Origin of the sequence: Neoluteolibacter marinus, assembly GCF_014904755.1 — a bacterium.
GTDB lineage: Bacteria > Verrucomicrobiota > Verrucomicrobiia > Verrucomicrobiales > Akkermansiaceae > Haloferula > Haloferula marina.
Genome location: NZ_JACZFQ010000009.1, coordinates 15,910 through 42,413 on the forward strand (window position 1 = coordinate 15,910; position 26,504 = coordinate 42,413).

A 26,504-nucleotide genomic window follows, 5' to 3' on the forward strand; every position below is an offset into this window, starting at 1 on the left:
AACGTTGCACGTTGTGTATGGGAGCGCCGGCCCGTCCAAGCCGGATGAATCCGGCGCTCCTTTCCGGGATCCTTGGCAGGGCAATGGTTTTCTGCCAATCGCTTGCAGTGCCCGAATCCGCCGAACGCTTCATTGCCGCCGCCGTCCGCCCGCTTGGGGACAATGCGGAACTGGAAATGATGGCGGCGCAGGAGTTGCGGGGAGCGATTCTGGCCGCGGGCCCGCCCGCCGGGTGCGATTCCTTGGACGAGGCGGCGGCGAATATAGGGAAGGAAGCCGCGAACTGGAGATGGAAATCCGTGCTCTATGCCGTGACGGCCGTGGTCACGATCCTCGTCTCGATCCCCTTGGCGAGGGACTACATGAACTACCGTCTGGCGAGCTATGCTTTGTTCTCCATGTCATCCGATCGTCCAGCCTTGCCAGGGTTGCCATTTCAAGACGATGTCGGGCTCAGGGTTGCGGGCATCTTGGGAGACTTCTCACCGGCCTAGCGGATTCTCCTCTTCGGCAATGCATCGAACACCTGGAGCCCTGAGAATTTCAAGGCGCTCTGGAAGAGCGATCCCGACAATCCCGCCTACTTTGCCGAGTTCTCCCGGGCCTGCATCGAAAGGGGAAAACTGCCGCCCGATTTTCTCGAGACCGCGGACCGCTTGGATCCGGGAAACGGCTGGTTCCGCTGCTACGCAGCCGCCTTTATCACCCGTGACATCCTGAAGGAAATCCATCTCCCCCACAGGGCTCGGAAAATGGCAGGCGGAAGCCCGCAATACACGATCAAGGATCCCGCCAGATTTGCCGAGGCGATCAAACTTTTTGAGGAGGGTGTCCGGATGGAAAAATTCGAGTCCTATGAGACCGAGCTGCTGTTGCAACGGCTGAGCGTTCTACCGCCGGGCGAAGATGTTTTGGGTCGTGAATACACGGAAGCCTACTTGCGGGGCGATCCTGAGAATTCGCGGTGGATGTACCGGGAAATCGCCGGGATGGTCGTTGCAAGGTCCCAGGAGTTCGCGGCATCCGGCGATCAGGCCGGATTCGCGGAACTTGCGGCAACTTGGGAAAGATTTCTGACCCGCAGAGTCAGGGAATCCGTCCCCTCAACTTATGAGCTCTTCTGGCCTTTTTCGGGATCCCAAAGGGCGTTGGCAGAGTTGGCGAGTGTTGCGGGGAGTTTGAACCTCCCTGATGAGAAAGTGCGATTTCTCCGGCTGAGTGCGGCGTTGGCGTCACGAAAGGATCAGGTTCAGGAACGATGGGCCGCGGACGCTGGCCTGAGGCGCGAAGGTTGGGAAGTTGCCCAGGGAATCCTCTGGGCAAGGGGCATGATTGAGAGCCCTCCTCCGCTCACGAGGGAGGATTTCCAACCGGCGAGGAAGGCCATGCACGCGTTTTACATGAGGATTCTCGCCGTGGTCGTGGGAACCGCGATGATTCTCGCGATCCTCTTGGAGACGGTTTTCAAAGCATCGCGCGGGGTTCAGGTCCGGCGTCTTTCGGCAGTCCTCGTCAATGTCCTCCGCCCATCGGACCATGCATGGATCCTGCTGGGAGGGGTGGTTTTTCCGATTTTGGTTCAATCCTTGATCTGGATCCTCGGAGCGGACCTCAACCTTGGGAGAATTGTGACGAGAGGAGGTCTGGTGGTGGGAGTGCTGTTGAACCTTCCCCTGCTGCTAGCCGCTCGTCGTTTGGCCCGTCGGCTGGGTTGTATGGGGTGGAACAAGCGCACCGTGCCCGAAGTCTCGTGCATCGCAGTGGCCCTGCTTTTGCTGATCGCCGGTGAATGGATCCGGATCGAATCGGAGAACCTCGTGCTTCTGGCCGGGGTGGCGGTATTGGTCGTGCTCGGGTTGAGCTATTATTTGATTCTTCCCCTGGCCATGATGCTCAGCCCGCGTCGCGAGGCGCTTCGATGGCACACGTGCTGCCGGGTTCTGCTGCCTGCCCATGCGGCAGCGTTGCTGATGTTGGCGATGGCCGTCCCGGCACTGCACGGCTTGGAGCGCTATTGGACCGGACGGAACACGCTGACCAAAATCGAACCCGGGATTCCTGCGTTGAACCGGTATGAGTTTGAAGCCGCCGAAATCATGAGGAAGGAACTCTTGGAAGTCATCGAACCATGAATTGCCTCGGAATCCATCACGTTGCCGTGATCGCCTCGGATTACGAGCGGTCGAAGGCGTTTTACACCGGAGTGCTCGGCCTGCAGGTCGTGGCGGAGACTTACCGGGAGGAGAGGGATTCTTGGAAGCTGGATCTGGCTTTGCCCGACGGGACGCAGCTCGAGTTGTTTTCCTTTCCCGGAGCGCCACCGCGGGCGTCGTATCCAGAGGCTTGCGGGTTGCGGCACTTGGCCTTTGCGGTGGCTGATCTGGATGAGGCGGTGGGCTTTTTGACCGGACGGGGCGTGGCGGTGGAGCCGGTGCGGGTGGATGAACGGACCGGCAAGCGCTTCACCTTTCTCGCCGATCCGGACGGGTTGCCGCTGGAGCTTTATGAAGTCGCACAACGTTGCTCTTTGTGAACGGGGGAGGCGGTCTCCCGTGGAGGGATCGAAGCCGGCTGAAGATGCCGGCTTGGCACGGTCGCAACGTGCAACGTTGCGCTACCTCGCCGCGGCGGTGATCTCGGCGACCAGCCGGTGCAGCACCAGCCGGTGGTCGAGACCGGTGGTGACCAGCGAGCGGTCGGCCTTGAGGGCGGACGCCATCGCGCCGCGCAGGCCTTCCATGGAAAACTTCGCGGCGCCGGCGAGGCACAGGAACAAGGGGTAGACGTTGACGCCGCCGGCCTTTTTCTGCGGCAGCCACATCCGCTCGATCTCCGGCAGGCGATCCAGCGCGGCGGCGAATTCGCGGTAATTGCGGCTGGGCAGCTTCTTGCTGGAAAGCACCTTCGCCATGAAGAGGTTGCGCACGGTCGGGATGATCGAGGCGCGCATCAGGCCGATCGCGTTCTCGCCGCGCTCGAGCTGCTGGTCGATCAGTTCCAGGGCCCGCGAGGCGCGGCCGTTCTGGAGGGCGTTGCCGATCTCGAACACGACCCCGGCGCGGCTGAGCGGGACCATCTTGCGAACGTCGTCGGGCGTGACCTCGCGGCGATCGGGGCCGAGGTAGAGGTCGATCTTTTCCAGCTCGTTGCCGATCTGGCGGGTCGCCTCGCCGGCGAGCATGACGAAGAGCTCGAGTGCCTCGTCGTCGAAGCGCAGGCCGAGGTCCTTGGCCCGGCCGCGGACCAGCCCGGCGACCTCCTCCTGCCAGCCGTCGCGCGAGGTGTCGATCTTGTCGTAGACCTTCACGCTGGCGTTCTTGTCGAGGAACTTCCAGAAGGCGCGGCGCTTGTCGATGCCGGTGGCGCTGAGGAGGAAAACCACGCCGTTGCCGAGGCCGGCCTTCAGGCAGTCGGTGAGTGATTCGACGCCCGACAGGGTGCGCTCGGAGCGGCCGGTGACGTCGTCGAGCAGGAAGCTGGCGTTCTTCAGCCAGACGACCTTTTCGCCGCCGAAGAAGGGCATCGTCTGCAGGGCCTCGACCACCGAGCGGCAGATCTGGAAGGCACCTTCGGAATTGTCGGCGGTGCCGTCGATGGTCTCGTGGGTGAAGCCGTCGTCATTGCCGCCGGTGAGCTCGCGGTGCAGCCGCAGGGCTTCTTCTTTCACGCGTCCGTCGTCACTGCCGACGATGGCATGGATGTTCGGGGTGGCGGCCACGGGCGAGGTGTAACGACGGGGTGGGGGAGCGGCAAGCTTCAGGAGCCGGACCCGGGGCGGGTTGGGCAGGTCCGCGGGCGTGCCGGGGATTTCCGATCGCAAAAAGGGGCTTGCATCCGGCTCCTAACTGTAACAATCGTAATGTTACAGTCGAAACGATCGTGCTTCCCTTCCGATTCCAACTTCTCGATGGCCTGCCGGTTTCCGACCAGCTCGTGAAATCCGTCCAGCGGGCGGTTTTGACCGGCGAGCTGGGTGTGGGTGAGAAGTTCCCGTCGGTGCGGGTACTGGCGCAGGCGCTGAAGATCTCGCCGACCACCGCGCACAAGGCGGTGCTGGAACTGCGGGACGCCGGATTCCTCGCCTCCCGGCCTGGCGCCGGGATGGTGGTGACGAAGCCTGCCGGTGCAACGCGCGACCAGTTGATCGACCAACTTTCCCCCGCCTGCCGCGATCTGATCCGGCAGGCGTCGCTGCTCGGGCTCAGCGCCGGGGAAACCCTCGAAGCCCTCCGACGCAACCTCGAACAACCATGAGCATCGCCCTCGAATTCAACCAGGTGAACCGGCGCTTCCTGCGCAATGTCGCCCTTCACAACGCGTCTTTCCGGGTGCCGGCGGGATCCGTGGCGGCGCTGCTGGGCCCGAACGGCGCCGGTAAGTCGACCGCGCTGAAGATCGCGCTCAACTTACTGCGCCCGTCGTCGGGCGAGGTGCGGACGCTCGGGGCCGACTCCCGCAAACTCGGGCCGTCCGAGTTGCGGCGCATCGGCTACGTGGCGGACGGCATGGAGCTGCCGCTGTGGATGACGGTCGACCGCTTCCTCGCGTGGTGCCGGCCGCTCTATCCGACGTGGGACCCGGAGCTGGAGCAATCCCTGCGAAAGCGCTTCGCCCTGCCCGGCGAGCGCAGGCTGCGGGCGCTCTCACGGGGCCAGCGGATGAAAGCGGCGCTCGCCTCGGTGCTGGCCTACCGGCCGGAGCTGCTGGTGCTCGACGAGCCCTTCTCCGGACTCGATCCGCTCGTGCGCGACGAGTTCATTCAGGGGCTGCTGGAACTCGCGGACGGCGAGGGTTTCACCGTGGTGATTTCGTCCCACGACCTCGAGGAGACGGCGCGGCTGGCGGATCACTTTGTCTTTCTCGATCACGGCCAGGTGACACTCGATGAAAGTGCCGACGTCTTGCTGGCCAGGCACCGCCGGGTCGAAGTGATACTGCCGGAAGGTTACGGCTCCGTGCCTGAGCTGCCCTCCGAGTGGATCGGTGCCGACACCGCGGGGAGGGTCCTACGATTCACCGACACCCGCCACGATCAAGCCCGGCTGCTGGATTCGGTGCGCCGTATGTTTCCGGGAAGTTCCGATCCCGACATCCATCCGGTCACCCTGCGGGAAATCTTCATCACCCTGACCGCCGCCCGCCGGCTCGCGGCGACCCAACCCTGACGGCCATGATCCTGCATCTGATCAAGACCGACTGGCGGCGGCTGTGGCCCTTCATCGTAACGGGTTGGCTGGCGATGGTGGTGATGGCGGTCCCGGCCTTCAGGTTCGAAACGGGCGACACCGAAATTCATCGTTTCACCGGGGGATGGATCCAAAGCGCATGGTTTTCGCCCCGGTGGCGGAAAACCCTCTACCTTCTGACAGGTGGGATTCCGTTCGGACCGGGCTTGCTGCAATCCTATCTCGTGGCGATCGCCGCGATGCTGGGATTCGGCGGGATCGCCTGGAGCCGGACCCGGCCGCTGGCCCGGGGCGCCTCCGTGATGGCGAAGGGGATGGCGCTGATCGTGTTCCTGGTCCTGCCGCAGTTGCTGATCGTGGAAGCCGTGGCGCTACGGCAGGACCTCGGGAGTGGTCCGATGGTGGCCCTGGCGGTCCGGTCCGGTTCCGTGATTTTCCTCCTTCACCTGCTCTCGATGCTTTTCGGCCGGCTCTGTGGCGGATTCTGGGCATGGCTGGCGGCAGTGGCCGCGTTGGGAGCGCTCGGCGGAATCGCCCGGGCATTTGGTCCGGGACGTTCGGCCTTCGTCGGGACCAACTGGCGATCCGCGCTTCGCAGCGACGTGTGGGGGAGCGACTTCAGCAACTGGTGGCCCTTGGGACTGTGCGTGATCGCGATCGGCGTGCTGTTGATGGTTTTCCGTCGGCGCCAAGGAACCTGGCGGATTGCCCTGGGGTGCCTGGTCCTGGCGGTATTGCCGAATCTGGTGAAGCCGGCGCAGCCGCCGCTCGGCTCCCATCCCTTGCAATCGCTGGCGGATTGGAAGGGCAAGATCCGGGTGGAGCTGGGAGACGGGTCGAACTTTCGCCCTTACGATGCCTATCTGGGCCTGAAGACCTCGGGAACCGAGGATGGATTGCACGTGTGGTGGATGCTCGAGAAGGGATACCCGCTGCGCACGCGGGGAGGGCGGGAAATTCCCCATTTCAAGTGGCGTCGTGAACCGATGGGACGCGGCAGCATGGTACCCCCGGCCGTATCGGGGGGCATGGCCAACTTCGTGCCTCTTCCGGAATCGAAGGAGATTCCGGATCCCAACGAGTTCATGCCAATGAGCCGGCCGGGGTCCCTCTATCTCGGGGTGTTCGATCCCGATGTGATGGCGGAAGATGACGGGAGGGTCGAGGTCGATGCCCGGCTCTTCGGCGTGGTGTGCCGGTATGAGAAAATCTTCGAGCTGTCCCTCGGGGAGGAGACGGCATTCCGGGAGACAGGGATGCAGGCTCGAGCGAAGTTCGAAGCGACGCCGTACCCGCAACTGGTGCTTGATTGGCTGCGATATCCGGAATCTCCGGGGCTTTCGCCGGTGGATCCATTGCAGACCCTGCGGGTGCTACTCTATCTCCCTTCCGAAGACCGGACTTATGAAATCGGTGGACAGGGAAGGGTGGAGAGCCGGAGCCTGCTCGCCGAGGTGTCGGCCGGTCGTTCCGTGTTTTCCCGCGCCCCGCAGGAGCAACGCGTGTTCGAGGACGGGAAAGAGCGGGTCCTTCCGCTTCCCCCGCCGCCCGACTTGACAGGGGCGAAGTTCCTCGTCTTCGAACCCCGTGTGCTCGGCAAGGTGCGCGCGCGGGTGCGTTCCGAAGGGCCCGCCACGGTTCCGGTGGTTCGCAAGGACAGCCGTCCCTTCGAGGTGATCCAAGGAGCCCCGCCGGGACCGCGGAACAACGAGATCAACTGCCCGCTGGCGATGCCGGATCCGGAAACCTGCACGTTGGAAGAAGCGTCGCTCTGGTTGCAGCATCTGATGATCTATCACGATCGCGGGGACTGGCCGATCCAAGCCCTCGGACCCTTGGTGCCGAGGTTTCCCGAATTGTTCCTGAATTGCCCGGATGATCCGTGGGGGCCCCTTCCGAGAGCCATCAAGGACTGGCTTCCCGAAAACCGGCGGGACGACCTGATCGAGGCGTTTGGAAAGGGCGGGCCTTTCCTCGACGTCATCATGGCGCGGGGCTGGCTGGAGAAAGCGCGCCCGGAAGTGATGAAGCGCTTCCCCGCGATGGACGGCTGCGACGACAAATGGGCGGCGGCGGTGTGCCGCTACGAAGATCCGGCGACCTACCCGAAGTTGGTCGGGTCGCTCGCGGCGGCCTACGAGCCGGGCGCTTACTACTCCATCCGTGAACTCCCCGGGATCGGGCCCTTGCTCGACCCGGCGATGGAGGCAATCGCCGCCGACCTCGTCGCCCGGAAAGCGGGCGACGGCCACGACAGCTACTACTTGCGTCGTAAACTCATGGCTCCTGCCGTCCACGGGATCCAACCGGCATTCGCCCGGCTGTGGGAACTGTGGAGGATCCCCCGGAAACCTTTCGGATGGGGACAGCACCTGCGGGAAATGGCGGAAGCGATCGGGGAGCCGGCCGGGCTCGGGGATGACAAGGACAAGTGGAAAGAGTTCCACGAGCGTCATTCCGCGGAAGATTTCGAATACGACCCGCTCGCCGCGCAGTGGCGGCTCAAGAACCCCGAGATCGAAGCTGAATCGCCATGAATCCATTCCGACATTTATTCGCCACCTACTTCCGGCGCTTCCGCGTCGAGCTGGTGCTGTGGTGGGGGATCACGTTTACCTGCGACCTTCTTACCCTGCGCAATTCCCCGATCGACCTGCTGGCGGGTGCGGCCCGCATCGAGGTGATCGCGGCGCTGTGGGTCGTCCTGAGAATCTCGCTCGCCGACGAGGTGTTCGGCACCTTGGGAGGAAAGGAGGTCCGTCCGCTGGCCCGCGGCGAGGCTACAAAGTCGCGGATTGCATTGGTTGCACTGGCCCTGGTGCCGCCGTTGCTGGCCCGGGGTTTCGTGGTGTCGTTCTGGGCACCGTCGAACGCCGCGGGCATCGGGCATTGGTTGAGCCACGAGGCGCTTCCGGTGGTCCAGCGTCTGGTTTTTCTGGCGGCCTTTCTCCAGATCGCCGCGATGGTTTCACGGAGGTCCGGATCGCGCAAGGTGGTGCGGGCACTGGTATGGGGCGGAAGCTTGCTATTGCTCGTGAAGTTGGCCGGGGCGTGGGTCGGGGCGCCCGGTGCAGCGCTGCAGTACCGCGTGATGAACGGTGAGCGCGAAGTGCAGCTATCCGCCACCGAGATCACGGCACCCGTGTTTCGGGCGCTGCCCGGTTCCCCGACGGTCATCGCCGCACGATCCAATTCCTCGTATCTTGAAGTTGAAGCGAGCCCCGCGGTCCGGTTGGTGCGGAAGGTGATACTGGAAGAAGGTCAAACGGAGCGCTCCGGGGACGGGCTCGAGTGGCGAATCCGCGGGATCACCTGGAAGCTGTCGGACCTCGAGCTGCGGTTCAGCGTGCGTGGCTCGCCCGGACAAATCCGTGGGATCCAGGAGGCATTGCGCCGGTCCTGCCTGCTCGTCCGGTATGGTGGCGGTCCGTTCGCGTCCGCGGTCGATGGCACCCTGGTCCTGAGTTCCGCCGACCTCGCCTTGGCGCCCTTGGACGAGGTGGTGGTGACCGTGCGATTCCTTTCGCCCCTGATCCTGCCAGCGAACCGGCGGTCGCGGTCGGAGGTCATGGACGGGGCGGAGCTGTGGGTTTTCGGACAGCTCGACGTCCTGGAAGCGCCGGACATCGCGACTCCGGTCCGCTGGAACCGGACCCGCATCGACCGGAATGACAGGCAGGATCGCAGGCCCGGGAGTTTCGAGGCATTCTTGAGCAACCAGGATGGAACCTTCCTGATCACCCCCGACATTCCGACCGAGGAGGAGGCGGGCCTGGAGGTGCAGGTCGATGCCTGCATGTCCCTTCTGCGGCTGAGCTGGCAGGGAGAGAAACAGGACGCCCCCTTCATCCGGGACCTTCTCACCAAGGGTCGTCGTCTGGTGCCTCAGGTGCTCCGCTGGCCCGCATGGTCCTGGGGCCAGTGGGATGCCATCGTGCGTCCCGTCCTGCTCAAGCATGCCGGCGACGAGGATCTTCCGGAGCTGGAGAAACGGCTGGCAGTGGAACCGCGTCTTACCGAGGTCTTCATCGCGAAAGGCTGGACGAAGCAAGCGCTGCCGGCGCTTAGGGGACGTCTTCAGCGCGGGCAGTCCCTCCCGCCGGAGGCGATCGAGCTGCTGGCGCGGGAGCAGGATCCGGACCTCGCCGGCGACTTGGGAAGGATCGCGACGCGGCTCGGTGGCGACGTGGAGCGGATTGGCCCGCTGCTGCGCGAGTATCCGGGTTTTGATTGGGAAGGCTTCGTTGCCGAGATGTGGAAGCGGCGGAAGTATGGATCCGGAAGCGCGGGGATGGTCGCCGCATGGGCGGCCGAGTTGGGAGACCGGAGCGGGCTGGAGATTCTCGTCCGGGCACTGGCGAGTCGCGACGGACGGTCACCGGAACCGGTGGTTGCGCTCATTCCCGAGGCCGCGGCGGACCCGCTTGGCTTCCTCCGGGCGAACCTGGAAAACTTGGAATACGATTCCAGCACACGGACCTGGCGGACCAAACCGTGAGCCGTTGATCCGTCGGTTCCGGCGGCGTTGAGTCAGGTTTCCCCGTCGTGGATCCGCGGCTTGGGCTCGCCGTTCTTCTTCCGCTCGCGGGCCTCGCGGAAGAAGCTCTGGATCATTCCCAGGCACTCGTCTCCGAGGACCCCGGCGGTGACCTCGCAGCGGTGGTTCAGCGGCGGATTGGCGTCCAGCAGATTGATCCAGCCGCCGGCGGCGCCGCCCTTGGGGTCGGGGCAGCCGAAGACCACCCGCTCGGGTCGGCAATGGACGATGGCGCCGGCGCACATCGGGCAGGGTTCCTTGGTGACGTAGAGCGTGCACTTCTCCAGCCGCCAGTCGCCGAGCGCGGTCTGCGCGGCGGTGAGGGCGAGCATCTCGGCGTGGGCGGTGGCGTCGCGCAGGGTTTCGACCTGATTCCAGGCGCGGGCGATGATCTTGCCTTCCTTGACGATCACGGCCCCGATCGGCACCTCGGTGGCAGCGTAAGCACGCCGGGCCTCGCGCAGGGCCTGGGTCATGAAATGGTCGTCGCTGGCGAGGTCGATGATCGGGTCCACGGGGGAAGGCTGAAGCCCAAAGCAGGGAAGTTCCAAGTGGCAAATGAACTGAGGAATTCGACGGCTGTCCCCGAATTAGAAGAGGAACTTGCCGATCTTCGCGGCGGAAACGAGTCCCGCAACAGCACAGGCGCCGAGAAGTAGCCCGGCGAATGCGAGATAGACGATGGCCCGGCGCCGGGTGCTCCAATTGGCGGTGATCGGACTGCAGAGAATCACCGGTGCCACAAGCAGGCACCCCGCGGTGGTCACAAAACCCGGCAAAATGATGGCCATGGCGACTTCACCCTCCGTCGCGGATCTCCAACCGATGGAATAGAACTCCCCTTGAAGCCAGATACCGAAAACTCCGGCGGAGCACACCATGAATCCGATTCCGAGCGTGATCGCCGAGAAGAGCTGGAGGTTTTGCCGAATTTCCGAACGAAGGTTCATTCTTCGGAAATCTGGTTCGGCGGGTGGGGCCGATTCCAGAAGCAAATCGCTGCCGCGCCATCCCTGCCTTTCTTGGCACTTGGCACTTTTCACTCGGAACTTCACGCTCCGCCGCGTGATCCCGCCGACTTTCCGTGACCGTGTCATCGCTCCGTCCCTGCTTGCCGCCGATTTTTCCCGCATCCGCGAGGAAGTGACCCGCACCATCAAGGCGGGCGCCGACTGGCTTCACCTCGACGTGATGGACGGGCACTTCGTCGACAACATTTCCTTCGGCCCCGCGGTGATTCAGGCGGTACATGAAACCAACGACATTTTCCTCGACGTCCACCTGATGATTTCGAGGCCGGACCACTACCTGCCGCGCTTCGTCGCCGCGGGGGCGGACCTGATCACGGTGCACGTGGAAGCCGGGCACGATGTCGCGGAGACCCTGCACCGGATCCGCGAGTCGGGCTGCAAGGCGGGGCTGGCGATCAACCCGGCGACGCCCGTGGAGGCGGCCCAACCGTACTTGGACCAGATCGACCTGCTGCTGTGCATGACGGTGGTGCCGGGATTCGGCGGCCAGCCGTTCATGGAAGAGGTGCTGCCGAAAATCGCGGCGGCGGCTGCTTGGCGCGAAAAGCACGAGTTGCACTACCACATCGAGGTCGACGGCGGCATCGACGCGGTCACCGCGGCGAAGTGTGCGCAAGCCGGGGCCAATGTGATGGTCGCGGGTTCCTCCACGTACCGGGCGCCGGACATGGCGGCTGCGGTGCGGGCGATCCGCGAGGCCTGATACCGACGAAAATGCCGGCCGGCGGCGCTCTTTCCATGTCCGTTTCATGAAATCGTCCCATCTCATTGCCACCGCGACCGCCCTGGTGGGTTTCGCCGCCGGTTGGATCCTCAAGCCCGGGGCCGCGGATCCGACGCCTCAGGACGTCGCCGGGGCGGGGGGCATTCCGGGCAAGCGCCCCGTCGCCGTGGGGGGGAAGCTGCGCGAGCGGGACGAGCGGCCGCTGATCCTCAAGGCCCGGGGTGGCGGCGAGGCGGAAGCGGACCCGAAGACGGTGTCGGCGCAGATAAAGTTCGAGAACAGCTTCGGCGATGCCACCGAGCGGGCGGAGAACGCCCGGCTGACGCGTTTGGCCGAAGCGCTCGGCCTGAGCCCGGAGCAGCGGGACATGGTCAAGGTGATGCTGGCGAACCGGCGCGACGGATTCCGCCAGTTGAACGGTGGCGGCAAACCGCCGGCCGAAGTGCTGGGCCTGGCGACCCAGGCGGAGCGGCGCTTCGAGGGCGAGCTGGAGAAGATCCTCGATCAGGAGCAGTTCGACGCCTACCACGCCTTCAAGGAGCGCGAGAAGGAGAACGATATCGAGGCGCGCGCCCAGCGCGACTTGGCGGATTTGATCGGTCAAATCGACCTCTCGCCCGAGCAGCGCGACCGTGCCTATGAGGTTTTGCTGGCGGGCAGCGCCGACGCGGCTTCAAAGCGGCCGGAAGGTTGGGCGCTCCTCAACGAGTCGTTCGGGATCATCGGCGGCGCGCACTCCGAAGTGATGGAGCAAATGGGCGATGTCATGATGGATCCCGAGGGCATGGACAACCCGCAGCAGGTCCACCAGCGGCTGATCGAGGCCCAGCGGAGCGTGATGAACTGGAAGATCAACCAGCTGACGCCGATCCTCACCCCCGGGCAGCTGGCCCAGTACCGGGCGACCCTTGCCGCGCGTTCGACCTTGATGGAGCAGCACGCCCCGCCGTCCATGCCCCCTCGTTGAGATGCTGCGAGTCAATGGCGAGGCCGTGGATGCCGGACTGATCGAAGAGGCGTTCACGCGGATCAAGGCCGAGGCGGAAATCCTCAGCGAGATCTCGTGCTGTGAGCGCGACGAAGAGTTCCGGCAACGGGCGGAGGAAGAAGTGATCGACGGCATTCTCCTTGCCCAGGAAGCGGAAAAGCGGGTGCCGGAGCCGCCGGCCGACGAGGTGCGGAGCGCATTCGAGGCGACGCTGCGCCAGTGGCGGGAGCATGGCGCCTCGTGGGATCTGCTCGACGCCGAGCGGGAGTCGCTGCGTGCCGAAACCATCTCGCAATTGAGGATGGAGGCTTTCACGGAAGGCTTGTGGCGTGATTTGCCGGAGGCGGGGGAACCGGAACTCCGCAGGTGGCATGCGGAGAATGCCGCGCGGTTCCGGCAGCCGCCCGCGGCGAAGGTGCTTCATCTGGTCCGCTTTCCCGAGAGCGTGGATCCGTGGGAGGACTACTCGGCCATGCTCGACCTGCGCCGTCAGGCTCTTGCTGGCGAGGATTTCGCGGAACTCGCCAAGGCCCACACCCAGAAGCGGGGCGGGGACATCGAACTGGGATGGATCGAGCACGAACGCGTCTTCAATCCCTTTGAAGTGATGTTGTTTTCCCTGGAGGAAGGGGAAGTGGGCCCGGTGTTCCACTATGAACAGGCGCTCCATCTGGTGAAGGCGGTGGAAGTCCGGCCGGCCGTCGTTCAGCCCTTCGAGGAAGTTCGCGACGTTGTCCGGGAAGAAGTCGAGCGGGGACGCAAAGTCGGGGTCCTCAGGGAGCTGGCGGCAAAGCTCAGGGCCACGGCGCAGATCGAGCGTTAGGGTGAATTCGGCATTTCCCGCTCCACCCTCAGGATCGCCTCGAGGAGGAGAGGCTGCCATTCCTCGAAGAACTGCTGGTCCGCCAGGGTCAGGTGGCCTCCGTGGGTCCGTGGCGATTTTTCGTAGCGGTTGAGCTTCACCAGCTGAACTTCGTGGCAGCGCACGGCGAACATGCCGCCGGTGATGATGAACATGCCGAGGAGCATCGGCCAGCGGATCGCCCGCAAGCGCACCAGGCGTTCGGTGAAGCTTTCGGCCGGTGCCGCGAAGTGCCAGACCACCAGGGCGATCAGCCAGAGGAACCCGGCCGCGGCGCCGCCGGCGATGCCGAGCATCGGCAGTCTCTGGCCGAGTAGTGGAGGGTCGATCCGCGAAAAGATCGCCGCTCCCACCAAGGAGCCGAGGACCATGGCGAGGGGAATCATTCCCAGATGGATTCCCCGTCCCGCCATTCCCAAGGCGCTGCCGCGCCGGGCCAGCCGCCAGCGGGCGGTTTCGAGCGCAAGCAGGGGAACGGCGATCAGGCAGGAGAACTGGAGGATGGCCAGCAGTCCGAATCGGGGATCTTGCGGCTGGGAGAGTGGCGTCTGCGACCATTCGTGTCCGGGCCATCGGGTAGCTGCCAGGTAGAGTCCGAAGGGGAGTCCCAGCGGGACGGCAAGCAGCAAGGCGTGGTCGGCGGGATGAAGGATCTGGCCGATCCGGTCGACCAGCCGGGATTGGCCGCGGTGGGCGTTTCGAACCATCAGGTAGATCGCGAAAAGCAGCGTCGCAAGGAGCACACCGCCCCAGCCGATGAGGCGTTCATGCATCGCCCATTCCGCGGCGATCCCGGGTCTGGTCAAGTCAGCGGTGACCCGCGACCTGTTCCCGATCACGGACGCCTTGGTGGCAAAGTAGCTTTCCGGAGGTAGGCCACCGACCATGTGGGTGGCCTGTCGATCACACCTTTCCGCTAATGCTGAAGTGTCCTTGAAGGCCGGGGTGGCCAGCAAGGGATTGGATCGGCCGACAGGAGTACTGGAAACGACGAGATGGGTCATCGTGGCCATTTCCAGGAGGTCCTTCGCGGTGCGCGCGTGTTTCAGGCCATGAGCAAGAGTGGTAATCCATAGGGTCGTGTACTTCGCCGTCGCAGTGGAATCCCCGCTGGACTGCGCCTCTTCCGCCAGCTGGAGCAGCACGATTTGCCATGCCATGTTTGTCGATCGTCCCGGTGCATCTTCTCCCAGGAAGCGCGCGTTGACCTTGATGTCTGCCCAGAGCTCTTCATCGGGAAGCAGCTCGAGGCGTTCCTGCCAAGTGATTCTCGTGGGATCTTCCAGGCGGGACGCACGGAGTGCCTGGTCCATGGCGGAATTGGCGAGAGCAAGATAGCGGGAGGCCCGCTCCAATTCGGTGATACCCTGGACGAAGTGGTAGTAGCCGTTGCCGGGATCGATCCGTTCCGCGTGCTCCGTGAAGTCGGGGGGGAGCTGCAGGGTGGTGGCGAGGACGTGGAGCGCGTGGTCGGCATAGCGTCCGGGATCGTTCGGTTCCTCCTCTGCCAGAGCCTGCCACTTCAGATCGGGGCTTTCCGCGTCGGGATCTCCGAAAAGGATGCGGGCGTCGGATGCAGGGATCCGCGACAGGATGCGCTCGCGACGTACCCGCTCGTCGCCACGAAGTGTGTTGGTGAGAATCTGCGGAAGCTGGTGTTCCTGCGCCATCAGGAGCAGCCGGAGCTCCTGGAGTGGTCGACCCGGCAGAAAGTAGGCGATTCCAGTCACCAGCGCGAAGAGGGTGAGGAGCCGGATGCTCCGCGATTTCCATCGTCCCGGGCAATGCTTGGAACGCAGGTGATCCGCCGTCTCCTGGCAGGCCGAGTCGAAGCCGTGCGGCAGCTGTTGCCGCGCGTGGCCGGTCATCTGGAGGGCGATGAATTCGTAGGCCGGCTTGTGGCCCAGCGGCTTCATCAAGGCTTCGACCAGCGGATCTTCGGCGTGGTGATCGTTCAACATCGCGAGATTGACCGGAAGCGCCGGTGAATCAATCCGGTCGTGTCATAACTGGATTCCGAAATTTCGAAACCTAACTCCAAGATAAGAAAAACCCGCGCCGGAAGTCCGGCGCGGGTTCATTTCAAAGGGGAGGCAATGGGTGATCTGGATCACCCGGTTGGCTCAATCTTCCTGCTGTTGGGCGAGAAACTCGCTCGACGCCTCGTGGACGCGCTTGGTGCCCTTGTACTCCTTGCCGATCTTCTCGACGAGGCCGCGGGTCACGAGGTTCTGGAGCTTTTCATAGGCCCGCAAACGAAGCATCTCTTCCCCGCCGCTGACGGCGTTGCGTACCTTGAGGTTCTCGAACACCCGCTCGAACAGGTCATTGAAGCCAAACACCTTGTCTTCCGCGAGGACGTTGCAGAGTTCATCCGTGACGTGATCTGGAAGCCGGCGTGAAAACCGGGTGCGTTTCGTGGTGGTTGCCATAGCGACGCGATTCTAGCAGCAATAAGCCCCACGCGCGACTGTAAAAAAGTCTGTTATTCAAAAAATTGCTTAACTTTTCGCAAGTAAAAAAATTTAAGCAAATTGAAGAGGCGGCGGCGGTTGTCAGGAAATGCCGTGTTTGAAACGGTTTCTTACCCGATCTTGCGCTATTTTCCTTCGCGAATGATCGCGTTATTTTCGTCGAGAACGACCTTCTTGGGCAATACAGGCGTGTTAGAGAGGCCGAAAGCCATGATGGCGACGCGTTCTCCTTTTTTGATCCGGTGGGCTGCGCCGCCGTTGATGATGATGTGACCGGTGCCGGCCGGACCCGGCTGGACATAGGTCTCGAGACGGTTGCCGGTGGTAATGGAGGCAACCAGGACCTTCTCGCCGGCCCAGAGGCCAACGGTGTCCATGAGGTCGGTGGGGATCTCGATGCTGCCTTCGTATTCGACGTCGGCAGCCGTGATCATTGCCCGGTGAAGCTTGGATTTGAGCACCTGGTGGAGCATGGCGGGCGGGAAGAAACCGGGCGCCGCCGCGTGCGTCAAGCGGCAAGGTCGATCGAGGTGTGATCCGCGGTGCCTGCGGTCCGCAACGGGCCAGGAACCCGGAGACAATAAGAAACGGCCCGGAGAATTCTCCGGGCCGTTTCATCATGAAATCAGTTATGGGGAAGCGCCGGCTTACAGCAGCCCGGCTTCCTTGAGGGTGACATAGGCACCGTTCTTGTTGATCGTCTTGATCGCCTTGGCGCTCAGGGTCAGGCGCACCCAGCGGCCGAGCTCAGGAACCCAGATACGCTTGGAGTGGAGGTTGGGCGCGACCTTGCGCTTCACCACCTTGGTGACGTGACGGCCGATACCGCCTTTTTTCTTGGCGAGACCGGAACGGTTGATCTTACCGCCGGAACGGACTCGGCTTCCTCGGATGCTGCAGACGCGGGCCATGATGAAAAAGGGAAAGGGTTGCTTTCGCGGGGCGGAGAGAATGGTGGCGCGCGGCGAACCGTCAAGGCGAATCTTGGCGAATTCCGCAACCTTTCTCACCAAAGTGCCGAAAATCGGGCCTTCAGCTCGCCCTGCCACTTCTCCAGGAAGGCCAGATTGCGCACCGTGAGCCAGGGATCCCCGTCGCCGGCCTCGATTTCGGGAAAGGCGGTCTCTTCGTCCTGGAGCGCCGCGGCGACCTCCCCGAGGCACGCCTCGAGGGCCTCGCGGGTCTCCTGCACCTCGGGTTCGAGCATGGCCTTGGCCAGGGCGCTGTGGCTCTCCCCGCGCTTTTTGGCGACGGCGTCGGCCCGTTGCAGCACCGCGCCAACCGTGCCGAAAAGATCGAGCAGGCGCGGTGAAATCGCTCCGCGGTCCTCCCCGGGGATACCGCGGGCGGAAAGCCAGGCGCGGAGGCGTCCGGAAGGCCTCGAAAGCTGACGATAGGCTTGCTGCAACAGGGCGAAATCCTCGCCGCTGCCGCCGGCATCGGGGTGGCCTTGTTTTCCCGCGGTCCGGAAGGCTTCGCGCAGTTCCTCTTCGGAAAGCGCCAGCCGCCGCTCCAGCCCCAGTCGCTCGAACGGATCCATGGCTCAAGCCGCGAAGCTTTCCCCGCAGGAGCAGGTCACCACGGCGTTCGGGTTGCTCACCTTGAAGCCGCCCTGCTGGAGGTCGTCGGACCAATCGAGTTCGCTGCCGCTGACAAAAAGCGCGCTCTTCGGGTCGATCACCACGTTCACGCCGTTGCTGGGCACCAGGATGTCGCGGTCGCGGGGGCCGTCGACCAGATCCATCTTGTACTGGAGGCCGCTACAGCCGCCGCCGATCACCGCGATCCGCAGGGCACCCTCGGGGCGTCCTTGCTTCTCAAGCAGTCCGCGCAGGTGGGCGGATGCCGCGTCCAGCACGCGCACGAGCTTTTCGTTGCCGATCTTGAAATTCACTGCCGCAGGCATCGTCACGCCGGCATCCTCGCCGCGCCGGGCCCCGCTGAAAACTGAAAACTGGCCAAGGCGACCGGCTTCACTACCTTCCGCGCGCCGCCCATGCCGCAGGAACCCACACCCGGACTCGCCGTCGCCCTTGGATCATCCTTGTTGGGATACTACGCCCATGCCGGCTTCCTCAACGGTCTCGCGGCTGCCGGCCTGCACCCCGCGAAAGTGTCGGGTTCCTCCGCCGGAGCCTTGGCCGGGTCTCTCCATGCGGCCGGCCTGCGCGGCGAGGCTTTGAAAGAGGCGGTGCTCGATTCGGCGCTGCGCTGGTCCTTCGCCGATTGGGCCGCCTTCCTGCGTCTCCCCGGAGTCCTCTCGGTCCTGTGGGCATCGGGGATCTTTTCGGGCAAGCGTGCGGTCAAGCACCTGCGAGGACTGCTCCGCGTGGAGGATGTGGGCAACCTGGCGTCACCCACCATGGAGATCGCGGTCACCGATGCCGACCTCCACCGCACCGAGGTGCTGAACTCCGGTCCCTTGGCCGAACTGATCGTCGCCAGTTGTGCGGTTCCGGGGTTGATCGGAATCCAGCGGGTCGACGGGCGCCGCTACATCGACGGCGGGGTCGCCTGCGAAGCTCCCTTCGAGCAATGGCTCGATGACCCGGACGTCGACACGATCATCGTCCATCGCATCCGTCACGAGGATGGCACCGGGCCCGCGGTATCCTGGGAAACCATCGCCACCTCGATTGGCTCGGCCCATGCGACGGTTTGTGAAGAGCTTCACCGTCATCGGCGCGAGCTGGCGCAGGTGAAGGGCAAGCGCCTGGTGGAGGTCGACACCCGCACGCCGGTTCCCGGCTTGTTCCGCCAGGGCCGGGCGCCACTTTGCTATGACCGCGGATACGAGTCCGGCAGGGCGGTGGCTTGGTAGGGTGCAACGCGTGCGCCGATCCGACAGGGCCGGCTAGTTGCCGTCTTCGGCGAGCATCTTGTCGATCGCTTCGATCCACTCCCAGGGGCAGCGCCGCCGCTGGTATTTCCGCCAGAGAACGTCGCGGAGTTTTTCCCAAACCTCGCGCGGCGCGGGATCGAGGATTTCCCATTCGGGGTCGGTCTGGAGGGAGGTCTGGAGCTTCCACTTGCCGGCGTGCCGCGTCGCCTGCCAAAAGCGCAAGCCTTCCTCCGTCCGTTCACGCCACTCGTGGGTCTCCATGGCGGGAGCAATGCCCCAAGCACCCGCTGCTGCCAAGCGCCAATCGGGGCCCGTGGAGCCTCGCGCCCGCGGAATTGGAACTTGGCACCCTTCCCGGTGATCCGCAGTTTCATGGCCGTGCGCCGCGCCTTGCAAAGTGATGTGATCAAGATTTTCGCATACGTTGCGGCGTCCCTTGCACTGGGAGCGCTGCTGGCGCCATGGCTTTACCAGATTGGGAAGGGGCTGTCGGAAGTGGTCGAGGGGCGGCAGTCCAACGGCGCGATCAATTTTGTGGCCAAGGCGGCCGGCCGGGCGGACTTTCCCACGTTTTTCAACCGGGCGCTGATGCTTTCGGCCTTGGTGCTGCTCTTCCCGCTGATGGGCTGGCTGCGGCTGGGGCGGGGGCCGGGAAGCTTCCGCGACACGCCATGGTCGCTGCGGCTGCCGGACAGCGTGGTGATTTTGAATTCGGGCCAGCCGTTGAAGCGGAACCCGCAAGGATGGTGGCAGGCGGGAACCGGATTTGTGATTGCGGCCGGCTTGTTGCTGCTATCGGGATGGCTGATGCTGCAGGCGGGGTGCTTCATGTGGAAGGATGCCGCCGCATCGACCAAGGGGGCTTTGAACCGGTTTCCGCAGGCGATCGACTGGGGCAAGGCGGTCAAAGGCGCCCTGCCGGGTGCGTTGATCGTGGCGGTGATCGAGGAGTTGTTGTTCCGCGGTGTGCTGCTGGGGATCTTCCTGCGGGCGATGAAGCCGGCGCCGGCGATCGCGTCGCTGTCGTTCCTGTTCGCGTTCGTGCATTTCCTCTCGCCGCCGCCGCTGGCCAGGGTGCCGGATCCGGAGGCAGCCAACGCGGGGTTCATCCTGCTGGGGCAGATCTTCAGCCGCTTTGCCGATCCGCTGTCAATGGTCTCGCGATTCTCCATCCTGGCGATGGTCGGGGTGGTCCTCGCCTATGCCCGCTACCGCACCGCGTCGCTGTGGCTACCGGTCGGGCTGCATGCCGGGTGGGTATTCGGGATCGGCATCTTCAAGGCCGCGACTTGGCCGGTGGCGGGTTTGCCGGAGGTGGTGCGGTGGCTGGTGGGGTTGAGCTTGTTGGAAGGACTGCTGCCGCTGTCGGTGGTGGTGGCGACGGGGGTGCTGGTGCATTTGATGACCCGCCCGGTCGAGCCCGCGGCGGATTACCGTTCTTGATGCCCATGAGCCTGGACCCCGCAAAGCGAGTCAAGGGGGTGTGGGCGGAGGTGCTGGATTTGCTTTATCCCGGCATTTGCCAGGTGTGTGGCGGGGGATTGACGGGAGACCGGTCGCTTTGCGAAGGCTGCGTGGCCGAGGTGCCCGGGTTGAAGGAACCATTCTGCCGTCGCTGCGGCGAGGAATTCGATGGCCAGGCTGGGGCCGGTGCCGAGTGTCCGAATTGCCGCAACCTGACGTTCGCCTTCGATTTCGCGCGGCCGGCGGTTCCCTGCCATCCCGCGATCCTGGAAATGATCCACGGGTTGAAATACAGCCGGCGGATCGAGTTGGCCCCGGAACTCGGCAGGGTCGCGGTCCGGGCCTTTGAGGACGATCCCCGGCTGGAACCGGCACTTGCCGGCGGCTGGTCCTTGGTGCCGGTGCCGCTCCATCGGACTCGGGAATTGTGGCGGCATTTCAATCAGGCCGCCGAGATCGCCCGGCCGATGGCCCGCGGAACCGGGCTGCCCGTCTGCCATGCGCTGACGCGGGTGCGCAGCACCGGCAACCAGACCCGGCTGAACCGCGCCCAGCGGCTGAAGAACCTGAAAGGCGCGTTCGCGCTGTCGAAGGAAGGTGCGAAACTCGCCGGCGGGAAGCCTCCCGGGGTGGTGCTGGTGGATGACGTCTTCACCACCGGGGCGACCAGCGACGAGTGTGCCCGGGCGCTGAGGCGGGGAGGGGTTCAAAAGGTGGTTGTCGTCACCGTGATGCGTGGCTAGCCTCGCCGCCACGAGTTTTCTCGCCGACACCATGGGCATTTTCGACAAGCCAACCCTCCGCCGAAACAAGCGTCGTGAAGACATGCCGGAGGGCCTGTGGACCAAGTGTCCCGAATGCGGGGCCATGCTCCACCAGCTGGAACTCAAGCAGCATTTCCAAACCTGCCACCATTGCGGGAACCACTTCCTGATGGATTCGCGCGAGCGGATCGCGTTGATCGCGGACCCGGGTAGCTTCGAGGAGACCGAGAAGGGACTCGTCTCGGCCAACCCGCTCGGCTTCCAGAACTACCCGGAGAAGATCGCCGGGATGCGCGAGAAGACCGGGCTGGACGACGCCGTGGTGACCGGCCGGGTTTCCATCGGCAGCCAGCCGGCGATGGTCGCGGTGATGGATTTCAAGTTCTTCGCGGGTTCGATGGGCTCGGTGGTCGGCGAAAAGATCACCCGCGCGGTCGAACTGGCGGTCGCCGAGAAGCGGGGCGTGATCATCATTTCGGCATCGTCCGGCGCCCGGATGCAGGAAGGCATGCTCTCGCTGATGCAGATGGCCAAGACTTGCGGCGCGCTGGCGCGCTTGTCGGAAGCAAAGCTGCCCTACATTTCGGTCATGACCCATCCCACCACCGGCGGCGTGACGGCTTCGTTCGCCACCATCGGCGACGTCAACCTGGCCGAACCGAAGTGCATGATCGGCTTCGCCGGTCCGCGGGTGGTGAAGGAGACGACCCACCAGAACCTGCCGCAGGGCTTCCAAACCGCCGAGTTCATGCTCGATCACGGGCTGGTGGACGCGATCGTGCCGCGCGACAAGCTGCGCGAGAAGCTGGCGCAGCTGCTGGGCTTCATGATGCCGTGAGCCGACGGCTTGCCCCGTGACTTATCCCGAGTCCATCGAGTGGTTGTTCTCGACCCAGTTGTTCGGCATCAAGCTGGGCCTGGAGGGACCGGCGCGCTTGCTGAAGGAGTTCCTGGCCTATCCCGCGCACGGGGTGAAGGTCATCCATGTCGCCGGAACCAACGGCAAGGGTAGTACTTGCGCGATGATCGATTCGCTGGCGCGTGCTTCCGGGACGCGCTGCGGTTTGTTCACCTCGCCCCATCTGGTCGACTACCGGGAGCGCATCCGCGTTTCGGGCGAGGAAATCCCGCGGGAGGCATGTGCGGCGATGCTGACCGAACTCCGCGAGCTCTGCGGCCGTCTCGACCCGCATCCGACGTTTTTCGAGATCACGCTGGGGCTGGCGATGCGCTGGTTCCGCGACAGTGCGTGCGACCTGATCGTCCTGGAGACGGGCATGGGCGGGCGCTTTGATGCCACCACGGCGGTTCCCGCGGATGTTTGTGCGATCACCCCCGTCGGGCTGGACCACATGCAGTGGCTGGGTGACACCTTGGAAAAAATCGCAATGGAGAAGGCGGGGATCCTGGTCGAAGGGAAGCCGGCCTTTTCCGCGCCCCAGGAACCCGGGGTCCAGCGGGTGCTGGAGATGGAAGCCAACGAGCGCCGTTGTCCCCTGATGTTCATCGACGCCCCGCTCGTGGGCTACCCGGTCGCACTCCCCGGGCCCCATCAGCGCTGGAACGCCGCGCTGGCGGTGGAGTGCGCGCATGCCGCGGGGCTACGGCTCGACTACGAGGTGGTGATGCACGGGTTGTCGACGGTGCGCTGGCCGGGACGCTTCGAACGGATCGGCTTCCGGGGCCATGAGATCGTGCTCGACGGTGCCCACAACGCGCAGGGTGCCGCGGTGCTGGCTGAAACCTGGCGCGAGCAATTCGGTGACCGCAAGGCGTCCCTGGTTTTCAGTGCCGTGGGGGGCAAGGACGTGGCGGGTATCCTTGCCTGCTTGTCGCCGTTGGCCGATAAGATCTTTTTCTGTCCGGTCGATACCCCGAGGGCGGTGAGTGCCGGAGAGCTGGCGGCCCAATTGCCGAAAGGTGCCCCGCCGCATTCGTGCCACGGCTCGTTCGACGAGGCCTTTGAAGCCGCGATCGGGGGAGAGGGGCTGCTGCTGATTGCCGGTTCTCTGTTCCTCGTCGGCGAGGCGAAGGCCAGGCTGGAGGGAGCTGAATTCCGCTCCAGTACACAATGAAGGAGGGCGGCGGGCCCTCCTTCACGGCGTCGGACGGATTCAGTTAAGGGTGTAATAGACGGTGTTCACGTTGGGCACCCGCTTCTTCAGTTTGAAGGTGAAGAAGCTCAGGGCCACCGAGGTGGGTTCCCCCGTTGTGAAGTTCTTGAAGACGTTCGCGGCGAACGGCTGGGCGCCCTTCTTCGGCTTGTTCAGGTAGATGTTGGCGGATCCGCCGTCGCCCTGGAATGCGATCTTCATTCCCGGAGCGATGAGTTCGCCCTTTTTGCCGATCGTGAAGGTCACTTGTTGCCCCACGGTATAAACCGGGACGCCCTTCGGGATGGGGGCGGGATTGATGATCTGGGTGCCCACGGATCCGGACGAAATCACGCTGGTCACCGTGTAGGTGAAGGTCTTGCCGGGGGACCAGCCACCGAACACGGGAGGGGGCTTCGGAGCGGCTTCGGCTTGATGAAGCGGAACGAATGCGCAGAACAGCGCAACGGCGTGCAATACGAGTGCTTTCATTTGAGGGGGAACTGATGAAATCAGCAGGCTGCTGTTAGTCCCTTCGGCCGGCGAGGGCAATGCAAAAGTTTACATTGCGCAAGTGGCTCCCTTCCAGCTGGTTGCGGGTCTTTGGGTGCTCCTGGTCAACTTCCTCCGCGGTCCGGCGGATCAGTTGGAAGCGGAGAGCGCCGGCAGGTCGGGCGAGCCGAACAGCGGGCAGTCATAGTCAAGCGCCGGGCCGAGATGGGGCTTCGGCAAGGTCGGGGGGGTGAGCCACACCGGAATGCGGCGCTCCATCTGGTCACGACGATCGGTGAGGCGCAGGAGCGGGCCGGGCTTGGCAACCAGTTCGATGGACGCACCACCAGGAACGCTGTGTTTCCACATGGTCGGGAAGGTGCCTTTCTTCTGGCGGAAGGTTTCCATGCGCAGGGCGGACAGGGTCGAAAGCCGGCGCCATGCGAGCCGCCGGTGCTCTTCGCAGAAATCGAGGATGAGGTTGGCCTCGCCGGGTGCCACCGCGACCGAGGAACCGATCGAGGGCGGGATCTCGCCGACCCGGCGTGTCGAACTCCAATAGCGGGTCAAGGCGACACAAGCAGGCATCAGGCGGGTGTTTTGTTCGGTCAGCAACTGGCGGACCGTGCGGATACGGGGATAGAGGTCGCGCCAGAAGCGGGGATCGAGGGAGGCTTGGGCCGCGGCATCGGAGATCGCCGCGACGCGGGTTCGTTCTGCCCATGCCGCGACCAGAAGGAGATTCTCGACCTCCGGGTTGGGTGCCTGGTTGCGGGCGGAAATCAGGTCGTCGAAGGCGGCGAGGTCGCCTGCCCCCAGCCGGCCGGCGGCGGCTTCGCGTTCGATCATGGCGAGCACCCGGAGCTCCACGGCCGACAGGTGTTCGCGGCGTTCGATGCTGGTTGCCGGTTCGACCGCGGACAGGATCTCTAGCATCTTTCCTGCTCGCCGGTGAGCCTCGGCATGATCCCCGGCCGCGCCGGCCTGTTCCATTTGCAGGCATTGCGCCTCGACCCAGATCGGGAGCACCTGGGCGCCGATCACGTTGGTCCGCGAAGCGATGTTCGCCTTGGTCCAGTCGAGATGGTCGAGGCGACCGCCGATGACGGGCAAGACGAGGTCGGCGGCCTTGCGTGGTTTATCCAGCACGCTCAAGGGCGTTCCTTCAGGCGAAGACTCGGTTTCTGCCGCCAGATCCGTCAGGGCGATCTTGTCCTCTTGGGAGACCGTGCGGGTCTCCTTTGGAAACGCCGTGCGGAATTCGGTCACATGGGCGGCGGTTCGCACCACGCGGCCGGCATCTCCCAGCACGGGGCCAAGCAAGACGCCCGCGAGGAGCAGGGCGGGGACGGCTCCGGAGATCGCCAGCAGGCTGCCGCCGGCGAAACGCGTGGCCAGGCGCGGGCGCTTGCGCATGACTTCCTGCAGCAGCGCTTCGATCTTCCGATGCCAGTTCTCGCTGCCGATGAAGGCGCCTTGGCCTTCCTCGCGGAGTCCGCGGAAAATGCGGCGCAGGGCCTCGCTCTCGTCGTTGACCTCGCCGGCCCAAGGCAGCCGCCGGGCCCCGCGAACCACTTGGATGGTGCGGACATCCCAGAGAACGCCGCCGAACATGGCCATGGCGATGTAACGCAGGACCTTGGACTTCAGCACGAGGGCCGCGGCAAAGGCGGACAGTGAGGCGGTGACCGTAAAGAAGGGGCGGAGCAGGGGAAGGTCGCGGAAGACGAGGAGATCGACGATCTTACCCCCGTCCATCGGCAGCACCGGCAGCAGATGCAGGGCGTTCAATGCAACCGCCATGCCGGCAGCATCGATCATCCACAGCGGGGTGTCCGGATAGAAGTAACCATGAGCCAACATGGCCAGTCCCGCGACCAGGCCGGGGATCGGCCCGCCAAGGAGAACGACCAGTTGTTGCCAGGCCGGTGCGTGCAGCTTGCGGCCCCTTTCCGTGGCGCCGGTGAATGGAATGAAGATGGGCGGGATCCCCCGGAAGCCGAAAATGCGCATCGGCAGCCAGTGTCCGGCTTCATGCAGCGCGGCGAGGAAGATCACCGTGACCGCCGTCTGGAGCGGCTGGTCGCGTCCGAAGAGAAGGATGAAGAAGGCGATGGTCCCGGCAAGAAGGAGAATGCGACGCAAGTGGTCGAGGGGGCTGGAACGCACGGCAATGAGCGCCCGGTAGCGGCTCAAGTCCTGCTCCACGGCCTGGTTCAGGGAGAGGCCGACGGCCCCACCGATCCGTTCCGTTTCCTCGGTTTTGGCCTTGGCCGGTGCGGCGACATCCCGCCTCGTGGTGGACCGGAAATAGCGGCCCTTGAAAAAGTCGCCGAGGACCGGAAGCACCCGGGAAACCAGGCGGGAGTAGCGGAGGCGCAGGACATCGGGGTCCTGGCGGGTGGGGACGAACTCTCCCCCTTTCACCAGAGCTTCGTGGCGGGCTTCTTCGTCGGCCGCCAACATGGCCGTGAACTTGTCCAGCTCGGGCAGGACCCGATCCTTGTCACCGCGAATCCTCGAGTAGTGGTGCTTCCACTGTGCGGTGACCGTGCCGAAATGCTTCTGCACGTCGTCCCACCATGCCGGTGGATGATGGGTTACCCGCCGGTCCAGGGTCACCATCAAGGTGCCGCTTCGAAGTGGTGTGAAAAGGGAGAGGGAAACCCGCGGACCGGCACCCGACACCGGGACCGTCCATTCCAAGGTGGCGTAGGTCTTTTCCTCGGCATTGAGAAGCACCCATCGGAAGGATTCCGCGTAGCCGGCACTTGCCAGCCGGGCCGTTTGCAATTGGCGGAAGCCGAAATGACCCAACCGGTTCAGCCACGGGGCAATCCGACGGCGCACATCGTTTGGCACCATGGTCGGATCGCAAATCTTGGCGCTGACCCGGTACTTCTTGACGTTGGCGACCGCGATCAGCGCGCACAGCAGCGGCAAGCCCGTCGCAAAGACAAGTGCCAGCAGGGCGAAACCGATGGTGACCTCTGGAAATGCAGGGAGCATCCGGCGCCATTAGCTGCTGATTTTTTGGAAAATCAAGA

27 protein-coding genes are annotated in these 26,504 nt (G+C 64.4%); 15 read left to right on the top strand and 12 right to left on the bottom strand.

What is annotated here, in order from left to right; translation table 11 throughout:
* Positions 1-107: 107 nt before the first annotated feature.
* The 3 genes from IG178_RS02200 (at position 108) to gloA2 (ending at position 2,533) form a co-directional block, all read left to right on the top strand.
* On the top strand, positions 108-494 hold the full coding sequence (locus IG178_RS02200; RefSeq protein ID WP_193210863.1) for a hypothetical protein: 387 nt from the start codon (positions 108-110) through the stop codon (positions 492-494).
* A 162-nt stretch (positions 495-656) separates the two neighbouring features.
* Positions 657-2,132, top strand: a complete 1,476-nt coding sequence (locus IG178_RS02205; protein ID WP_193210864.1) for a hypothetical protein — start codon at positions 657-659, stop codon at positions 2,130-2,132.
* Positions 2,129-2,533 (top strand): SMU1112c/YaeR family gloxylase I-like metalloprotein, encoded by a 405-nt coding sequence (gene gloA2 / locus IG178_RS02210; protein WP_193210865.1) that lies wholly within the window; start codon positions 2,129-2,131, stop codon positions 2,531-2,533. Before IG178_RS02205 ends, gloA2 begins: the two co-directional genes overlap by 4 nt.
* Positions 2,534-2,614: 81 nt before the next feature.
* On the opposite strand, the gene holA is transcribed toward gloA2, so the two are convergent.
* The gene (holA, locus tag IG178_RS02215; protein WP_193210866.1) at positions 2,615-3,718 is read right to left on the bottom strand and encodes a DNA polymerase III subunit delta; all 1,104 of its coding nucleotides are present in this window, start codon (positions 3,716-3,718) and stop codon (positions 2,615-2,617) included.
* A 161-nt stretch (positions 3,719-3,879) separates the two neighbouring features.
* Between holA and IG178_RS02220 the strand changes: the two genes are divergently transcribed.
* Genes IG178_RS02220 through IG178_RS02235 form a run of 4 tightly spaced genes read left to right on the top strand, consistent with a single transcriptional unit; the run spans position 3,880 to position 9,684 of the window.
* Positions 3,880-4,254: a GntR family transcriptional regulator gene (locus tag IG178_RS02220; RefSeq protein ID WP_193210867.1), complete on the top strand. Its 375-nt coding sequence runs from the start codon at positions 3,880-3,882 to the stop codon at positions 4,252-4,254.
* Positions 4,251-5,165: an ABC transporter ATP-binding protein gene (locus IG178_RS02225; protein WP_193210868.1), complete on the top strand. Its 915-nt coding sequence runs from the start codon at positions 4,251-4,253 to the stop codon at positions 5,163-5,165. Before IG178_RS02220 ends, IG178_RS02225 begins: the two co-directional genes overlap by 4 nt.
* 5 nt (positions 5,166-5,170) lie before the next feature.
* The gene (locus IG178_RS02230) at positions 5,171-7,723 is read left to right on the top strand and encodes a hypothetical protein (protein WP_193210869.1); all 2,553 of its coding nucleotides are present in this window, start codon (positions 5,171-5,173) and stop codon (positions 7,721-7,723) included.
* Positions 7,720-9,684, top strand: coding sequence for a hypothetical protein (locus tag IG178_RS02235; RefSeq protein WP_193210870.1), 1,965 nt, complete (start codon positions 7,720-7,722; stop codon positions 9,682-9,684). Before IG178_RS02230 ends, IG178_RS02235 begins: the two co-directional genes overlap by 4 nt.
* A gap of 32 nt (positions 9,685-9,716) precedes the next feature.
* Here IG178_RS02235 and tadA read toward each other — a convergent pair whose 3' ends face one another.
* A complete protein-coding gene (gene tadA / locus IG178_RS02240) occupies positions 9,717-10,238 on the bottom strand; it encodes a tRNA adenosine(34) deaminase TadA (RefSeq protein WP_343225913.1) in 522 nt (173 codons plus the stop codon).
* 75 nt (positions 10,239-10,313) lie between these two features.
* The gene (locus IG178_RS26080) at positions 10,314-10,766 is read right to left on the bottom strand and encodes a hypothetical protein (RefSeq protein ID WP_226894645.1); all 453 of its coding nucleotides are present in this window, start codon (positions 10,764-10,766) and stop codon (positions 10,314-10,316) included.
* Positions 10,767-10,788: 22 nt separating this feature from the next.
* Here IG178_RS26080 and rpe point away from each other — a divergent pair, with 22 nt between their 5' ends.
* Genes rpe through IG178_RS02260 form a run of 3 tightly spaced genes read left to right on the top strand, consistent with a single transcriptional unit; the run spans position 10,789 to position 13,289 of the window.
* Positions 10,789-11,457 (top strand): ribulose-phosphate 3-epimerase, encoded by a 669-nt coding sequence (rpe, locus tag IG178_RS02250; protein WP_343225914.1) that lies wholly within the window; start codon positions 10,789-10,791, stop codon positions 11,455-11,457.
* A gap of 46 nt (positions 11,458-11,503) precedes the next feature.
* Positions 11,504-12,445: a hypothetical protein gene (locus tag IG178_RS02255; RefSeq protein WP_193210873.1), complete on the top strand. Its 942-nt coding sequence runs from the start codon at positions 11,504-11,506 to the stop codon at positions 12,443-12,445.
* A gap of 1 nt (position 12,446) precedes the next feature.
* Complete coding sequence (locus tag IG178_RS02260; protein ID WP_193210874.1) at positions 12,447-13,289, top strand: peptidylprolyl isomerase; 843 nt, start codon at positions 12,447-12,449, stop codon at positions 13,287-13,289.
* Here the strand turns inward: IG178_RS02260 and IG178_RS02265 are convergent.
* From IG178_RS02265 to IG178_RS02290, 6 genes are all read right to left on the bottom strand, one after another.
* Positions 13,286-15,289 (bottom strand): hypothetical protein, encoded by a 2,004-nt coding sequence (locus tag IG178_RS02265; RefSeq protein ID WP_193210875.1) that lies wholly within the window; start codon positions 15,287-15,289, stop codon positions 13,286-13,288. The genes IG178_RS02260 and IG178_RS02265 overlap by 4 nt on opposite strands.
* Positions 15,290-15,451: 162 nt before the next feature.
* On the bottom strand, positions 15,452-15,760 hold the full coding sequence (locus tag IG178_RS02270; protein ID WP_193210876.1) for a helix-turn-helix domain-containing protein: 309 nt from the start codon (positions 15,758-15,760) through the stop codon (positions 15,452-15,454).
* 167 nt (positions 15,761-15,927) lie between these two features.
* Positions 15,928-16,275, bottom strand: coding sequence for an aspartate 1-decarboxylase (locus IG178_RS02275; RefSeq protein ID WP_193210917.1), 348 nt, complete (start codon positions 16,273-16,275; stop codon positions 15,928-15,930).
* Between the two features lie 174 nt (positions 16,276-16,449).
* Positions 16,450-16,713: a 50S ribosomal protein L28 gene (gene rpmB / locus IG178_RS02280; RefSeq protein ID WP_193210877.1), complete on the bottom strand. Its 264-nt coding sequence runs from the start codon at positions 16,711-16,713 to the stop codon at positions 16,450-16,452.
* 95 nt (positions 16,714-16,808) lie between these two features.
* Entirely contained in the window at positions 16,809-17,342 is a 534-nt protein-coding gene (locus tag IG178_RS02285; RefSeq protein ID WP_193210878.1) for a J domain-containing protein, read from the bottom strand.
* Between the two features lie 3 nt (positions 17,343-17,345).
* The gene (locus IG178_RS02290) at positions 17,346-17,708 is read right to left on the bottom strand and encodes a HesB/IscA family protein (protein WP_193210918.1); all 363 of its coding nucleotides are present in this window, start codon (positions 17,706-17,708) and stop codon (positions 17,346-17,348) included.
* A 90-nt stretch (positions 17,709-17,798) separates the two neighbouring features.
* Here IG178_RS02290 and IG178_RS02295 point away from each other — a divergent pair, with 90 nt between their 5' ends.
* Positions 17,799-18,623 (top strand): patatin-like phospholipase family protein, encoded by an 825-nt coding sequence (locus tag IG178_RS02295; protein WP_193210879.1) that lies wholly within the window; start codon positions 17,799-17,801, stop codon positions 18,621-18,623.
* 33 nt (positions 18,624-18,656) lie between these two features.
* Here IG178_RS02295 and IG178_RS02300 read toward each other — a convergent pair whose 3' ends face one another.
* Positions 18,657-18,905: a hypothetical protein gene (locus IG178_RS02300; RefSeq protein ID WP_193210880.1), complete on the bottom strand. Its 249-nt coding sequence runs from the start codon at positions 18,903-18,905 to the stop codon at positions 18,657-18,659.
* Between the two features lie 96 nt (positions 18,906-19,001).
* Between IG178_RS02300 and IG178_RS26085 the strand changes: the two genes are divergently transcribed.
* From IG178_RS26085 to IG178_RS02320, 4 genes are read left to right on the top strand one after another with little or no spacing between them, the layout of a single operon-like run.
* Positions 19,002-20,087, top strand: coding sequence for a CPBP family glutamic-type intramembrane protease (locus tag IG178_RS26085; RefSeq protein WP_193210881.1), 1,086 nt, complete (start codon positions 19,002-19,004; stop codon positions 20,085-20,087).
* Between the two features lie 5 nt (positions 20,088-20,092).
* Positions 20,093-20,851: a ComF family protein gene (locus IG178_RS02310; RefSeq protein WP_193210882.1), complete on the top strand. Its 759-nt coding sequence runs from the start codon at positions 20,093-20,095 to the stop codon at positions 20,849-20,851.
* 31 nt (positions 20,852-20,882) lie between these two features.
* Positions 20,883-21,710 (top strand): acetyl-CoA carboxylase, carboxyltransferase subunit beta, encoded by an 828-nt coding sequence (gene accD / locus IG178_RS02315; RefSeq protein ID WP_193210919.1) that lies wholly within the window; start codon positions 20,883-20,885, stop codon positions 21,708-21,710.
* Between the two features lie 16 nt (positions 21,711-21,726).
* On the top strand, positions 21,727-22,947 hold the full coding sequence (locus IG178_RS02320; RefSeq protein ID WP_193210883.1) for a glutamate ligase domain-containing protein: 1,221 nt from the start codon (positions 21,727-21,729) through the stop codon (positions 22,945-22,947).
* Between the two features lie 39 nt (positions 22,948-22,986).
* On the opposite strand, the gene IG178_RS02325 is transcribed toward IG178_RS02320, so the two are convergent.
* Both IG178_RS02325 and IG178_RS02330 read right to left on the bottom strand, forming a co-directional pair.
* Entirely contained in the window at positions 22,987-23,457 is a 471-nt protein-coding gene (locus IG178_RS02325; protein WP_193210884.1) for a hypothetical protein, read from the bottom strand.
* A 150-nt stretch (positions 23,458-23,607) separates the two neighbouring features.
* Positions 23,608-26,466 (bottom strand): site-2 protease family protein, encoded by a 2,859-nt coding sequence (locus tag IG178_RS02330; RefSeq protein WP_193210885.1) that lies wholly within the window; start codon positions 26,464-26,466, stop codon positions 23,608-23,610.
* Between the last annotated feature and the right edge of the window lie 38 nt (positions 26,467-26,504).